This window comes from Hirschia baltica ATCC 49814 (genome assembly GCF_000023785.1).
In the GTDB taxonomy this organism is placed as follows: domain Bacteria; phylum Pseudomonadota; class Alphaproteobacteria; order Caulobacterales; family Hyphomonadaceae; genus Hirschia; species Hirschia baltica.
In genome coordinates this window covers 2,281,884-2,295,173 of record NC_012982.1, presented here as the reverse complement: position 1 = coordinate 2,295,173, position 13,290 = coordinate 2,281,884, and the positions used below count along the sequence as shown (strand labels likewise).

Annotated in this window: 13 protein-coding genes; 5 read left to right on the top strand and 8 right to left on the bottom strand. The window is 44.2% G+C overall.

The features are described from left to right. Nucleotides 1-2: 2 nt before the first annotated feature. The 7 genes from HBAL_RS10795 to HBAL_RS10765 form a co-directional block, all read right to left on the bottom strand. Entirely contained in the window at nucleotides 3-1,139 is a 1,137-nt protein-coding gene (locus HBAL_RS10795) for a glycosyltransferase family 2 protein (RefSeq protein WP_015827979.1), read from the bottom strand. 96 nt (nucleotides 1,140-1,235) lie between these two features. Continuing rightward, nucleotides 1,236-2,198, bottom strand: a complete 963-nt coding sequence (locus HBAL_RS10790; RefSeq protein ID WP_015827978.1) for a glycosyltransferase — start codon at nucleotides 2,196-2,198, stop codon at nucleotides 1,236-1,238. Next, complete coding sequence (locus HBAL_RS10785) at nucleotides 2,195-3,325, bottom strand: glycosyltransferase (protein ID WP_015827977.1); 1,131 nt, start codon at nucleotides 3,323-3,325, stop codon at nucleotides 2,195-2,197. The genes HBAL_RS10790 and HBAL_RS10785 overlap by 4 nt, the downstream gene beginning before the upstream one ends. A 185-nt stretch (nucleotides 3,326-3,510) precedes the next feature. Next, entirely contained in the window at nucleotides 3,511-4,380 is an 870-nt protein-coding gene (locus HBAL_RS10780) for a glycosyltransferase family A protein (RefSeq protein WP_015827976.1), read from the bottom strand. Between the two features lie 45 nt (nucleotides 4,381-4,425). Continuing rightward, a complete protein-coding gene (locus HBAL_RS10775; RefSeq protein ID WP_015827975.1) occupies nucleotides 4,426-5,940 on the bottom strand; it encodes a lipopolysaccharide biosynthesis protein in 1,515 nt (504 codons plus the stop codon). A gap of 119 nt (nucleotides 5,941-6,059) precedes the next feature. Beyond that, a complete protein-coding gene (gene rfbF, locus HBAL_RS10770; RefSeq protein WP_015827974.1) occupies nucleotides 6,060-6,830 on the bottom strand; it encodes a glucose-1-phosphate cytidylyltransferase in 771 nt (256 codons plus the stop codon). A gap of 88 nt (nucleotides 6,831-6,918) precedes the next feature. Next, the gene (locus tag HBAL_RS10765; protein ID WP_015827973.1) at nucleotides 6,919-8,229 is read right to left on the bottom strand and encodes an NAD(P)H-dependent oxidoreductase; all 1,311 of its coding nucleotides are present in this window, start codon (nucleotides 8,227-8,229) and stop codon (nucleotides 6,919-6,921) included. A 309-nt stretch (nucleotides 8,230-8,538) separates the two neighbouring features. Between HBAL_RS10765 and rfbC the strand changes: the two genes are divergently transcribed. The 5 genes from rfbC to HBAL_RS10740 all read left to right on the top strand — a co-directional run bounded on the left by rfbC (nucleotide 8,539) and on the right by HBAL_RS10740 (nucleotide 12,731). Beyond that, nucleotides 8,539-9,069, top strand: coding sequence for a dTDP-4-dehydrorhamnose 3,5-epimerase (gene rfbC, locus HBAL_RS10760; RefSeq protein WP_015827972.1), 531 nt, complete (start codon nucleotides 8,539-8,541; stop codon nucleotides 9,067-9,069). Between the two features lie 62 nt (nucleotides 9,070-9,131). Further along, entirely contained in the window at nucleotides 9,132-10,181 is a 1,050-nt protein-coding gene (rfbG, locus tag HBAL_RS10755; RefSeq protein ID WP_015827971.1) for a CDP-glucose 4,6-dehydratase, read from the top strand. A 189-nt stretch (nucleotides 10,182-10,370) separates the two neighbouring features. Further along, complete coding sequence (locus tag HBAL_RS10750; RefSeq protein WP_015827970.1) at nucleotides 10,371-10,622, top strand: FeoA family protein; 252 nt, start codon at nucleotides 10,371-10,373, stop codon at nucleotides 10,620-10,622. Next, a complete protein-coding gene (feoB, locus tag HBAL_RS10745; RefSeq protein ID WP_015827969.1) occupies nucleotides 10,619-12,457 on the top strand; it encodes a ferrous iron transporter B in 1,839 nt (612 codons plus the stop codon). The genes HBAL_RS10750 and feoB overlap by 4 nt, the downstream gene beginning before the upstream one ends. Before the next feature lie 79 nt (nucleotides 12,458-12,536). Beyond that, the gene (locus tag HBAL_RS10740; RefSeq protein ID WP_015827968.1) at nucleotides 12,537-12,731 is read left to right on the top strand and encodes a hypothetical protein; all 195 of its coding nucleotides are present in this window, start codon (nucleotides 12,537-12,539) and stop codon (nucleotides 12,729-12,731) included. A 75-nt stretch (nucleotides 12,732-12,806) separates the two neighbouring features. Here the strand turns inward: HBAL_RS10740 and HBAL_RS10735 are convergent, their stop codons facing one another. Further along, on the bottom strand, nucleotides 12,807-13,016 hold the full coding sequence (locus HBAL_RS10735) for a cold-shock protein (protein WP_015827967.1): 210 nt from the start codon (nucleotides 13,014-13,016) through the stop codon (nucleotides 12,807-12,809). Nucleotides 13,017-13,290 lie beyond the last annotated feature (274 nt).

Sequence of the window (13,290 nt, the reverse complement as noted above, 5' to 3'; positions counted from 1 at the left end):
TTCTATCCAGCCAAATAAAGAGACACCATTATGGCGGCATGTTTGCGAAGTGCCGCAAACTGGTAGGTTTTAGCTGAATTTCGTATGAACCAAATTTGACTACGTGCAATAGATTTAGTGATCAAACTGCCAATTGAGCTGATTTTGGCGATTTTTTTTAGGTCTTCGACGATATAATTGTCTTCGATCAGTTCAGTTGAACCGTATTTGGAAAACAGAATGAATCTTAGAATCGCAGCCTCGCCGGAGGATAAGCTGGGATTGGATTCGGCTTCGATTGATGAAGCTTGCTCTAAGTCGCTTAGAGCAAAATGCCAAAGTTTTTTTCGCGCCATTATCACCGCGCGTTGGATGAGAGCTTGACGTTTTTCCAATGGAGATAAATCATATTTTTTGAAAACATTTAGATATGTATTGAGATCTAATTCATTGTAAAGTTTAGTGAAAAACTGTTTTTCTTCATCTATCCAACGTTGTGTTCGTTCTGCAGCTACAAGGCCACCAACGCGATCACCTTCGTGTTGTCTTTGTAGAAATATGCTTGAATTTGTGTTCGCGGTGCGCGTGACTTGGGCGAGGCGGACCAGCATTTCATAATCTTCAAGGCGTGGATAATCTAGTGAAAATGGTCCTGCTGCATCATAGGCTGATTTGCGAACAAGCATCCCTGGGTGATGGACGAAAAAGTCCTGTAATGTTGTTGTGAAGAAAATGTTGGCTTCACAGTCTGTCCAGTGACCTACGTCTTGAAAAACTCTCTCGCCATTTTGCTCATTTATAGAAAAACGATTGTATTTACCGTAGGCTATGCCGATTTCTGGTTGGCCATCTAGCAGTTTAGTCAAATTTTCCAACGCGTCAGGGTGGGCGATGTCATCATCATCCATAATCCAGATTAAAGGATTTTGAGTTAGCTTTAAGGCTTGATTTAGCGTGTCTGCTTTGCCCGAATTATCTTTTTGTATATAGCGGATACGATCGCCATAGGCCTGCATGCGGGCGGCGGTGTCGTCCGGTGACCCATCATCCATGACGAGAATTTCTGCTGGCGGCAAGGTTTGATTGAGCACGCTTTCGAGGGCTTCAACGAGAAAGTCAGCACGATTATAAGTCGGTATAATGACGCTTGTACGTTCCACTTAAAATCTCACTTTATACTCTATGAAGGCCGATGCTTTGGGGGATGAAACCTATTAATACAAAGGTTTACCTATCTGCACTGTAGCAAATTGGTCTTAATCTTGTGTTTCTAAAGACTGTCGGGATAGTTTCTTTCCCTGTTGATAACCTCGAAAAAAATGCAAATTCCAGATTGCTTCGGATTTGGAGAGAGGATCTGAAACCCAAGTTTTGGACTGCATTTTTAAGTCTTTAAAGTATCTTAGGACAGGCTCTCCAACTGCTTTGAGGCCTTTTATCAAAGGGTTTTTGGATACTGGTCCAATCTCTCCTTCGATAGCGTGTTTGCGTGCTGTTCCTAGTCCAAGTCTGAAAGCGCGTTTATTTCTGAACTCTTGAGTTATCTGATTTGGACGAACTATGTGCGAAACAGTGGGCATTTTTGCAAAACCCAAGGTCATGTTTTTGTCAGCTGCGTGTCGACAAAATGCTGTTTCACTACCCATTGCGTAGTTACTTATTGTGCCATTGGGGCCGACTCCCTCGTCAAAGATGACGCCTTTGGTAAAAACACTTCTACGCACGGCCATATTTGGGCCAAAAATGTAGTCTGCTCCGATTGGCCCATCGGGAATGTTTTCTCGTAGTGCATATAGCTCTATAAAACGTGGTTTATGTTTTAGCATCCAGTCCGGCATTTCAATGTCAAACAGAGGCGTTATTGAACCGCCGAAAACATCTGTTTCTGGTTGGGCTTTAAATGCGTCCACCCAATGATTTAGAAAACCAGAATGCGGGATAGAATCATTGTCTGATAAAATAACGTAATCAGACGTTAGAGCAGGGATACCTTTGTTGAGCGCACGATTTTTACCCGCTTGGGGTTCATACAAGGCGAGCAAAGGAAGTTTGTCTTTAAAGGTGTCCAGCACGGCTTGGGTGTCATCTGTACTGGCATTGTCGACGACGATAATTTGCCAGTCAAATCCAGGATCTCCCAAGGCGACATAACCCTCTAGTGTTCGCCGTAAAAGGTCGCCGCCGTTAAAGCTTGCTAAAAGAACGGATATTTCAGTCATTGCTTGTCTCCAGTCACTGGAGATTGATTAGCTATTTGTAGGCAAAGGTCACTGAGCTTTTGGTTCCATAAAGCATTGTTGAATTCTGTTTCAACGTGTTTTCTTGCAGAGCTCGCTAGAGTTTCTCTATTGGTGTGATCCGTCAGAGTTTGGTGCATTGCTTGTGCAAGGCCTTGGGGATCACGTTCGTCTGCTAGAAGTCCTGTATTGTCATGAATGACAAGTTCGGGAATACCCGAATGTCGCGTTGAGATAACAGGTAGGCCTGATGCCATGGCTTCCATTAGTGCTACAGGAATACCTTCCATATCACCATTTTGAGCTGTGACACTTGGCAGGAGGAAAGCATCGGCTTTTTGAAGATGTTTGGCGACCTGTTCGTGAGGCAGGGCACCTTTAAATGATATTTCAGCATCCATCCCTAAATCATGGCACAGGATTTTAAGCTCAGTTTTTAACGGGCCGTCGCCGATTATCGTGACTTGAAAATTGGGTTTATCAAGCATTTGTTTCAGCGCTGCTGCGGCGCGGATTGTATATTCCACTCCTTTTTTTTCTGTCAAACGTCCAACGGTAATGAAGTTGAATGGATTGTCAGAACTCTTCTCGCGAGAGGAAAAGCTAAATTCGTCTGTGAACACACCCATACGGTGAATGCTTGTTTTTTCTTCAGGCGCACCGAGCTCCAAAAGTTTGGATTTCCAGAACTGGCTGATGGGAAGAAAACTATCGCCAATTGCGAATAGGTCGGCATAGGGAGAATCATCACGTCCCTTTAAAAAACTGGACATATCTGCGCCGTGAAAGATTGTGACAAGCTTGGCACGTTGCGGCATGTCTTTCATTTGGTTTGCGGCTTCAATCCCCATCCAGCCAAAATTACAAACCACGACGTCATTATTTTTGTAGGCTTTGCGTTCTGCTAGTTGGCGCCTTTTTTGTCGAACGCGGTAGGGGAGCTTTTGGAGGAAAGCGCTGAACCAAGCACTTTTAGGCTGAAGAAAAACAGCCCGTTGTGCAACTTGAAGAATTTCTGGTGAGGTTATGAGTTCAATGTCAGAACTTAAATTTTCAGCCAGCACGGAAACCTCGTGCCCCTGAGCAATGAGGCCCTCGATCTGGCTCATGACAAATGTCTCCGACAGCATTGGAAACGGTCCGAGCCGGAAGAGAATTTTCAAAGGTTTAGAAGTTTTTGTTACTTGCATGATTAGTTCGGCCAACCAGTCCAAGGTTGACGTAAGCCAACACGTGTCAAAACACCGTTGAGCATTGAGTCCAATTTATCCATTTGGGTGATGGGCGATCGGTTTTATGCAATTCTGTCCATGTGAAATTGAACAATATCAGTACCACCTGCACGCAGCCATCCACGACATTGGCCTAAATAGTAACGTTCATAACGTTTTGCGACTTTTGCAAATTCTTCTGCTGTGAAAACTTCTTTTCCATGTCTGTACAATGCTGTGTGCCAGTCTGCAAAATGGGTGTTCTTCTTAAGCATAACGGTTGATGTTTGAGAGCCTTCATGGATGCGAACCCAGCCAAGTTCTTCATGCACCATGCCCATTTTCTTACCTTTTATAATGGCCAGAAGTGCCTCAAAATCCATGCCGATAAGTGTGGCATCAAAGAGGGGGGTGTGATTTTCCAAAATATTGGTGCGCATGAGAGAGTGGACTGCAAAAAAACCAATATCGGCTTTAAAAAAACGACGAATAATCTCATCACCATCAATGACGCTCTGATCAGGCCAATTGAAATCAACGGGAACATCATTTTTTGTGACTTTGGTACACACTGTTGTGATTTCGTCGTCTGTTTCGGCAATTGCGACGGTTTTTTCTATGAAATCGGGTGTCATCAAATCATCGGCACAAAGAAGTCGAAAATATTTAGCGTCTTTGGGCGTAAGATTTACGCATGTGTTCCAGTTTTCCGTAATCGGAAGTGTTTCTTTGTTCGTGTGTTTGATGACTGGAACTTTGGCGTCTTGGTATTGTGCAATGACTTCGGCAGTATTGTCGCTGGAATTATTATCAAGAACAATGTGTACTAAATTTGGGTAAGTTTGTGCCTGAACGCAATCCATTGTTTCAGCAAGAAATTTACCGCCATTGTAAATCGGTGTTACGATAGCAACGCGTGGTAGATCTGACGGTGTTTCTGAATTGACTGTCATGACTGTATTCCAAATTTAAACCAGCGCCTACGCTGAGGTGAAAGACTATTTTTTTCGAATTTCATCGACAAGTCCGAAGACTTCTTTGACGATTGGGCGATCTAGAATGGCGGCACTTGCTATATAGATAATGCCACCAATTGGGACGAGAATAAGCAATTTTACAAAGTTACTGACGTTTCCAACAGGTGTTTGAAGATGAATGGCAACAAGAATTGCAGTCATTATCAGTGTTGAAATCAGTGGTGTTTTTATCGCGTTGAACGCCGTTGAAATCGGCATCTCTAGCAATTTAAACAAAGGCAAGAAGGTTAGGGGCGTCATCACGACGACTAATATCAAATAAGCCCAAGAGATTCCGACAAGTCCCCATTGTGCACCAATAAGCGTGGAAATTGTCATCGCGATTAGGCCTAGCAGAGACAATTTTGATAAAATGTCGGCTCTTCCAAGCGCCATATACATTGCACCTTGCGTACTTGTGATACTCTGGATCGCACCGACAGGCGCAATGATTTGCAAAACAATCGCAGCATTGGCCATGCGCTCCCCGAGGAAAAACACAATGATCGGTTCGGCGAGAATTGATATTCCAGCCATAAGCGGAAAAGTGAAAACGGAAATAAGACGATATGTTCGTAAAGTCGCGGCGCGCATTCTACCTTTATCATCTTGAAACTTGGACATGGCCGGCATGAGAACTTGGCTAAGTCCCCAAGCGAAAACTTCCACAGGCAACAGCAAAATGCGGTAGGCGATAGAGTAATATCCTAGTGCAGCAGCACCAAGGACGCGCCCAATGACGATGTTATCAATATTGCGGGAGAAGAAATTTAGAACTCGGGAAGCCATCATGTGCGAAGAAAAACCCAGAAGGCTTTTTAGTTCGCCGCGATCAATCACAAAGGAAACAGGTGGGAAGGATAGGGCAAGCATAAAGACTGCTTTGAGCGCAAACATTGTGACTTGCTGGCCAACTAATGCCCATGCGCCATATCCATTGATTGCGCCATAAAAAGCAACGCAGATCCCAGCTCCGATCGAAATCACTTCTGTCATGGATAGGATATCAAAGCGCATTTTTCGTTGAAGCATGGCGGCGGGCGTAATTGTGACGCAGCTCAACACCAGAATAAGTGAAAGTGCTTCAAGAATTGGTTTGGCTTCGGGAACTTTATACCAATTGGCTATAGGACCGGACATTGCGTACATTGTGATAGTCATCAATATCCCGATAGAGATATTCACCCAGAAGACACTCGACCATGCGTTATTTGTCACGCTTTTTGCTCTAACGAGAGCAGGTCCAAAACCAAAGTCATTAAATAACATGAGGAAGAGAACAACCGGCATTCCGATTTGTACAATTCCAAATTCTTCAGGCAGTAGATATCTTGCTAGTACGGGGAGTACCAATAATGCGGATGAGATCCGTGCAATAGTTGCTAATGTTCCCCACGCTGCGCCTTTGACAACAGTGGAGCCCATGGATTTGCTAATATCATTTTCAGGAGAGGAAGGTTTTTCTTCAGACTCTGAAAGAATATGAGATTTAGACATCAGAGGTACCTTTAGATTCCTGCACAAACAGATATTGACTGTTTCGAGAAACAGTTTGGCGACAGCTGCTCATTTGAGGTCTAGCATATGAGCAGCTGTAAATTGAGTTGTTTAAAGGCTTAGGCTTTCCAAGGTGCGTTGCCGCTGGCCCATAGTTTTTCCAGAACATTTTTATCACGAAGCGTGTCCATGTTCTGCCAATAACCTTTGTGGTGGAATGAACCTAATTTACCAAGTTCTACCATTTGTTCGATTGGTGCGTCTTCCCAAACGGTGTCGTCACCTTCGATAAGGTCATAAACGCCTGGTTCACACACAAAATACCCACCGTTGATAAGACCGCCATCAGTGGCACCTTTCTCACGGAATGCACGTACATGCGTATTGTTGTTCTCAAGGCCCAATGCACCAAAACGACCCGGTTGCGTTACAGCAGTCAGAGTTGCCATGTTTCCGGCTTTATCGTGGTGTTCGATGAGAGCGTTGATATCGAGGTCTGTGACTCCATCTCCGTATGTGAGAAGGAAACGTTCATTACCAATCACTTCGCGCGCACGTTTAATGCGTCCACCTGTCATTGTTTCAACGCCAGTATCAAGGACTGTGACGTTCCAGTCCTCAAGGTCGTTATTGCTCCAGAGCACTTCACCTGTCTTTGTGTTGATTGTGAAGTCTGAATTAATGCGAGCGTAATTCATAAAGTAGTTTTTGATAAACTCAGCTTTGTATCCAGCAAGGATAACAAAATCTGTGTGACCGTGCATCGCATACGTGCGCATGATGTGCCATAGAATTGGACGACCGCCAATTTCAACCATTGGCTTTGGACGTACAGATGTTTCTTCGGATATACGCGTTCCGTATCCACCTGCAAGAATTACTACTTTCATCACTTTGACCCCTTTTAGGACGAATAGCTAAGATATTTCCCCAATTGCAAGAATGTTGCCGACTTTCAATTGAGATGGAATTTTTATTCTAGTTTGAAAAATATGCGATTTGTTCTTGATAGAGCGCGTCGATAATGCGCCCTTCAGGCAGTTCCACATCGTCAAATGTTATGGCTTGATCTTTGGCGACTGCGCGCTTGAGTTTGCAATCCATAGCAATCCCGATCGGTAGCAAGTTTTCCTCGTTTATGGTCGTTTGGTTTTCAGTCTCACCATAGACTTCATACCCACCCATATCGATAATTGTGTCACCTTCAGAAAGATCTTTTTTGGCAATTGCAACTACACCGACTTTGGGTGCGCCGTCAGGAGAAATAACAGCGTCATTAAACAAGACGACACGTCCGATCGAAATTGGCACTTGCATGTGGCACAAGTGATAAGGATCGTAGAAAACATAAAGTGGACCCTTACCTAGCTTGTAATAATTGTAATAATGCTGCTGGATTGGGTCTTCCTGCCAACCCAATACAAACACACCAGCGGGAGGAGCCGCACCTACGACATATTCAACGAGTGCAGGCTTGTCTGGTCCAAGATATGGTTTGTAGACATCAAGGCATTCTTCAAGCGGTACTTTAGGAGCGTAGGGGTCCCCACCAGAAAAGTCGGGGCCGATCATTCCACGCTTGGCAACGCGCATATCAAAAGCATTTGCAACGAGGGCTTGTTCAAATGCGACTTTCGTACCGTCAGCAAATGACGCAACCATTGCGGGTTTTTGTTTATACTGTTTGGCAAATCCAGCTTGTGTGGTCGGGTTCCGGTATGGATCGTGAAGCCCTTTAATATTTCCAGCTAAGACAGGTTTAACACCCATAGCTTTCACAACGCGCAAAAGATTGGCTTCAACACCGGGCTGATCACCATCAGAGAATGAGTAAATCACGCCGGCTTTATCGGCTTTGACTTTTAATATAGGGCCAACTGTTCCATCTACTTCTGCATTCATATGTAGAGCGTGTTTACCGGCTTCTATTGTTGCAAGTATAACGCGAGCTGCATAATCGGTTGAGCCGGTAACTTCCAAGACACATTCAATATCGTCGGCTTGTGCGAGCGCGATCGCATTGGGGGTCACCACAAATTTGCCATCCCGAATTGCGTCGTTAATGTCATTTTCGGATTCGGCGGTTGTGGCTTCTAGGCCTGCTTGTGAGTATGCGAATAATCCTTGGTCGACGTTTCGAGCTGCGATACCAACAATCTGGACGCCTGGAACTGATTGTGCGACCTGAAGCAAGATGCCTCTCGCCTGAAACCCAGCTCCAATCATTGCAACTTTAATCGGACGCTTTTCTTCAGCACGTTTAGCAAGTGCGGTGTCGACGATAATCATTTAGATAAATCCTGATGCATTGAACCATATTGCCGGACAAATATGGGCAAACTAATCTCGAATGAAGTCAACAACGCGACATTCCAGTCTTAATTCTAACCTTCCGGTACGTATTGCGTGCACTCTACACTTTTCTTCTTAATATTCACGGAATCAAATATATGCTGTTCGTATGAAATCTTAGATATTTAGTTGGTACATTAATCGCAAATTTCTGCGACATAGGTTTAAAAGTGTATCGGTTTCGGACATTCATTGAATATAACACCGACATTTTGCGTAATTATGTGAATACTGGATTGGATCAATATGATTTTTCACAAAACGACACTTCAAGACGCTTATTTGCTTGAAGTTGAAAAGCGCGGTGATGATCGTGGTTTTTTTACGAGAACATTTTGTGCGGCAGAGTTTCGTGAACAGGGTATAGAGATTTCTTTTGTGCAGCAGAACTCGTCTTTTTCAGCTGAAAAGGGAACATTACGGGGAATGCACAAACAGAATGCACCCCATGCTGAGGATAAACTTGTACGATGCATTAAAGGGTCGATCGTCGATATCATTGTCGATTTAAGACCAGAAAGTTCAACTTTTAAAAAATGGGAAGCCTTTGAGCTTTCAGAAACAAACAGAAAAGAACTGCTCGTTCCACGCGGGTTTGGACACGGATTTCAGACTTTAGAAGACAATGTTGAAGTCACTTACCTTGTTTCGAACTATTATACACCCGAAGCGGAAAGCGGTGTGCGTCATGACGATCCTGCTTTTGGTATTGAATGGCCTTTACCTATAACTGTTATGTCCGATAAAGATCGGAATTGGCCGTTGTTTGAAGGTTAATTCAACTGGCATATACCTGCTATAGACTGCTTTATTTGATTTTGTTGGGAAGAAGAATTTAGATGTTTGATTATGTTCGTGGCAACAAAGTATTGGTGACTGGTCACACCGGTTTTTGTGGTTCTTGGTTGTCTCTTTGGTTGAACAAATTGGGAGCGGATGTGCATGGGTTGTCACTTGCACCATATACAACACCCAATATGCATTCTCTTGTTGATTTCTGGACTGATAAAAATTCGCACATAGGTGATATTTCATCACCTGGTGTCGTTAAGGCCGCACTTGATGCGAGCGGAGCGGAGATCATTTATCATCTTGCTGCTCAACCTCTAGTGCGTCAGTCTTATCATGATCCATTAGAAACATACCGCTCAAATGTTATTGGAACAGCTGAATTGCTGGAAGCAGTGCGCCATAGCGACACTGTCAAAGCTGTCGTGCTGGTCACGACAGATAAAGTTTACCACAATAATGAGTGGATTCACCCATATCGCGAATCTGATCGTCTGGGCGGGAAAGATCCGTACAGTGCATCTAAAGCAGCCTGTGAATTGGTCATACATTCCTACCTTGATACTATTCTTGATAAGGAAAAAGTTCTTTGTGCAAGCGCACGCGGCGGCAACATTATTGGGGGAGGCGATTGGTCAACGGATCGACTTATTCCAGACATTGTCCGCGCGCTTGAAACAGATAAACCGCTGGAAATCCGAAACCCAGCAGCAACGCGGCCTTGGCAACATGTACTGGCTTTATGTCATGGTTACCTCTCGCTAGGAGAGAAATTGTACAATGGTGATAAAACAATGTCAGGCAGTTGGAATTTTGGTCCAATTGGAGACATGGCCATTACAACCTTGCAGATTGTTGATGCTTTTGGTGAGCACTGGAAGAAACCTCCAGTCGATATTCAAGGATCTCCACTACATGAAGCGCAATTATTGGCACTTGATTCGACCAAAGCACGCCACTTTTTGAAATGGGGCCCAGCTTGGTCAACAGATGAAGGCATAGCTAAAACAGTTGAATGGTATAAAGCGCATTCTGAAGGCAAAGATATGAAGGCATTTTCAATGCAGCAAATCGAAGCTTATCAAGCTGGAATTTGTTAGAAATACTTAAAGCAAGATGAAATTTAAGGGGCATGTAAAGAAGATTTATCTGCTTTACATGCTCCTCAACGTATTGTTCTGAATTGTTTTGCTTATTATCTGAAATTAGGTGATCACTATTCTGTGTTCAGGGCTTGCGTCTGCAAACCATTCTCAATATACCTGAACTCCTATTCTGGAGTGGTGTATATGACGCTGAACGAGTTGAAAAAAGGTGCTGTTGCAAGAGTTGCTGGCTTTTCTGAAAATGAATCAGGTCAGTCTACAGTCTCGAAATTGCGTGAAATTGGGTTTGCAGAGGGCGATGAAGTCGAACTTCTGTATACAGGATTGTTTGGTGGCACGCCTTTATCCTTTCGGCTGAATCGTACAATGATTGCTTTGCGTAAAGGTGAAGCTTCACTTATTAAAATTATCCCAGAAAATAAGGCAGCTGCGTGACTTCATTAAAACTTGCATTGGTTGGTGCTCCCAATTCAGGGAAAACAACCCTGTTTAACGGTTTAACCGGTGGTCTGGCCAAAACAGCGAATTATTCCGGCGTTACTGTTGAGACGCGTTCTGGGCATTTTAAAACACCTATTGGTGTTGATGTCGAAGTCATGGATTTGCCCGGGATTTATGGTCTTGAGGCGCATTCAGTGGATGAACGCGTGGCTGTTGATGCAATTGCCGGCAATATTGAAGGTAAAACACCACCAGATGCACTTGTTGTTGTGGTGGATGCCGCACATCTTCGCACACACCTTCACACTGTTTTGCAGATGAAAACGCTAGGAAAGCCAATTATTCTAGCGCTCAACATGATTGATCTTGCTGAACGTGACGGCGTAAAGCTGGATATTGATGCACTTGAGAAAGAAGTGGGTGTTCCTGTTGTGACCACAAGAGCAACGCGTTCAGCTGGTCGTCAGTCTCTGCTTAAAGTCATCGATGACCAGATTCAGAATTTAAAAAGTCAACAAAGTCAAATACCACAGCAGAAGGTTGATATAAAACAACTTCAGTCAGAAGCACGTGCTATTGCAAATAAAGTCGTTTTGTTTGAACCAGTTATGAACAAAGTGACACGGAATATAGACAAGGTCGTGCTGCATCCTGTCGGCGGTATTGTTACGCTCTTTGTTATCTTGTTCTTTATGTTTCAGGCCGTGTTTAGCTGGGCCACCCCGTTTATGGACTTAATAGAAGTCAGCGCTGAAGCGCTGGGGAATGGTGTTGCTGCGGTTATCCCCGATGGGTTATTTCAAGATCTTATCGTTGAGGGTGTGATAGCGGGTGTGGGATCGGTCGTCGTGTTCCTTCCGCAAATTATCATTTTGTTCTGTTTCATCCTGCTTCTTGATGCTTCAGGATATATGGCGCGTGCAGCCTTTGTCATGGATGAGGCTATGATGCGTGTTGGTCTGAATGGGCGCGCGTTTATTCCGCTTTTATCATCATTTGCATGTGCGATTCCTGGCGTGATGGCGGCAAGGACAATTGAGAATGAGAAGGATCGCCTTACAACGATAATGGTTGCGCCATTGATGACATGTTCGGCGCGTATTCCTGTGTATGTATTGATTATCGGGGCTTTTTTCTCGAATGATCAAGTTTGGGGACCAATTCGATTGCAGGGCCTTGTTATGTTTGGCCTCTATTTGGCTGGCATTGTGAGCGCTATTCTTGTTGCGTTTGTTCTTAAGAAGACTGCTACAAAAGGGCCATCTCAACCACTTATTATGGAATTGCCGACTTATAAAGTCCCGCAACCGAGAGACTTTTTCTTAGGGTTGTGGTCGCGTGTTTGGGCCTTCTTGAAGCGTGCTGGAACGATTATTTTTGCGACATCAGTTATTCTATGGGCATTAGTAACATTTCCATTGAGAGATGAGCCGGAATTGCGAACATCTATTGCTGGTAAGATTGGGTCGGTTATAGAGCCTATTTTTGCGCCAATAGGATTTAACTTGGAAATGGTGATTTCCCTGATCCCAGGAATGGCAGCACGGGAAGTGGCTGTATCGGTTCTGGGAACAGTCTATGCCATTGAAGGGGGAGAAGAGAATACAGAAGGGCTGTCAGCAGCCTTGCAGAATGCTTGGTCTCTTCCAACTGCTTTGGCGTTTCTTGCTTGGTTTGTGTATGCACCGCAATGTTTTGCAACACTTGCGACTGTGCGCCGTGAAACCAATTCATGGAAATGGACGTTAATGATGACAGCTTACTTGTTTGGGTTGGCCTATGCCGTTTCCGGTATCACATATTGGGTTGCAAAAGGAGCGGGCCTATAGGCCTGTAAATTGTGCTGACTTAATTTGCATTGGAACGAATTTCTCCTAGCCACGTTAATTTAAGGTAAGGAGAAAGCAAATGAGTAATCAAGCATATAAGCCGGAAGAAAAGCCCGTTGTAGATTCTGATGCAGAAAAATTTGATGAACTGACAGCTGAAGAAGCACGCCAAGGTGAAGAAACTAAAGGGATGCCTATTGTTTTAGTGTTGTCTATTCTTGGGGTTGTCGCTGTGTTTGCATTAGCGATTATGGCGGGTGTTTTTACAGCATAAATTCATTCATAAAAAAGCCGGCTCACTTACTGGAACCGGCTTTAATATTAAGAGCGACTTTGAGCCATATTCTCTCTAGAGAGATTTCAAATCGCCAGCAGATGTTTTGCCGCGCTTTGGATCTGTCACGAGTTCAAATTCTACTTTTTGGCCTTCGTCCAGTCCTGCAAGACCAGCTTGCTGAACTGCAGTGACGTGTACAAACACGTCAGCACCGCCATCATCAGGCGCTATAAAGCCATAGCCTTTAGTTGCGTTAAACCATTTCACTGTACCAGTTGTCATATTCAGTCTCCTAGGGAAGGCGTTTCAAGTCTTCCAAATTGTAGGTGAAGAGAGTGCGGTCGCCTGCTGGGACAGAAGATGGACGGCGGGTGCTGTCCTTGTAAGCCAAGTCTTTAGTCCTTCCACTCGGGGCAAGGTTGGATACTTGCGAAGAGCTCTTTCAAGTCCGGATCGGCGTTTTATGAACACGGTTGTGGACGTGAACATATGCTTCCCCGGGCAGTTCGATCCGAACACTTTATTCTTGAGTTAAGAATAAAGCGATGAACGTTAA

Bases quoted from the DNA above. Each gene is read 5' to 3' on its own strand.
- HBAL_RS10740 (WP_015827968.1), top strand. From the start codon at position 12,537: ATGAGTAATCAAGCATATAAGCCGGAAGAAAAGCCCGTTGTAGATTCT.
- HBAL_RS10775 (WP_015827975.1), bottom strand. From the start codon at position 5,940: ATGTCTAAATCTCATATTCTTTCAGAGTCTGAAGAAAAACCTTCCTCT.
- HBAL_RS10790 (WP_015827978.1), bottom strand. From the start codon at position 2,198: ATGACTGAAATATCCGTTCTTTTAGCAAGCTTTAACGGCGGCGACCTT.
- HBAL_RS10780 (WP_015827976.1), bottom strand. From the start codon at position 4,380: ATGACAGTCAATTCAGAAACACCGTCAGATCTACCACGCGTTGCTATC.
- rfbG (WP_015827971.1), top strand. From the start codon at position 9,132: ATGTTTGATTATGTTCGTGGCAACAAAGTATTGGTGACTGGTCACACC.
- HBAL_RS10735 (WP_015827967.1), bottom strand. From the start codon at position 13,016: ATGACAACTGGTACAGTGAAATGGTTTAACGCAACTAAAGGCTATGGC.
- HBAL_RS10765 (WP_015827973.1), bottom strand. From the start codon at position 8,229: ATGATTATCGTCGACACCGCACTTGCTAAACGTGCTGAAGAAAAGCGT.
- HBAL_RS10750 (WP_015827970.1), top strand. From the start codon at position 10,371: ATGACGCTGAACGAGTTGAAAAAAGGTGCTGTTGCAAGAGTTGCTGGC.
- rfbC (WP_015827972.1), top strand. From the start codon at position 8,539: ATGATTTTTCACAAAACGACACTTCAAGACGCTTATTTGCTTGAAGTT.
- rfbF (WP_015827974.1), bottom strand. From the start codon at position 6,830: ATGAAAGTAGTAATTCTTGCAGGTGGATACGGAACGCGTATATCCGAA.
- HBAL_RS10785 (WP_015827977.1), bottom strand. From the start codon at position 3,325: ATGAGCCAGATCGAGGGCCTCATTGCTCAGGGGCACGAGGTTTCCGTG.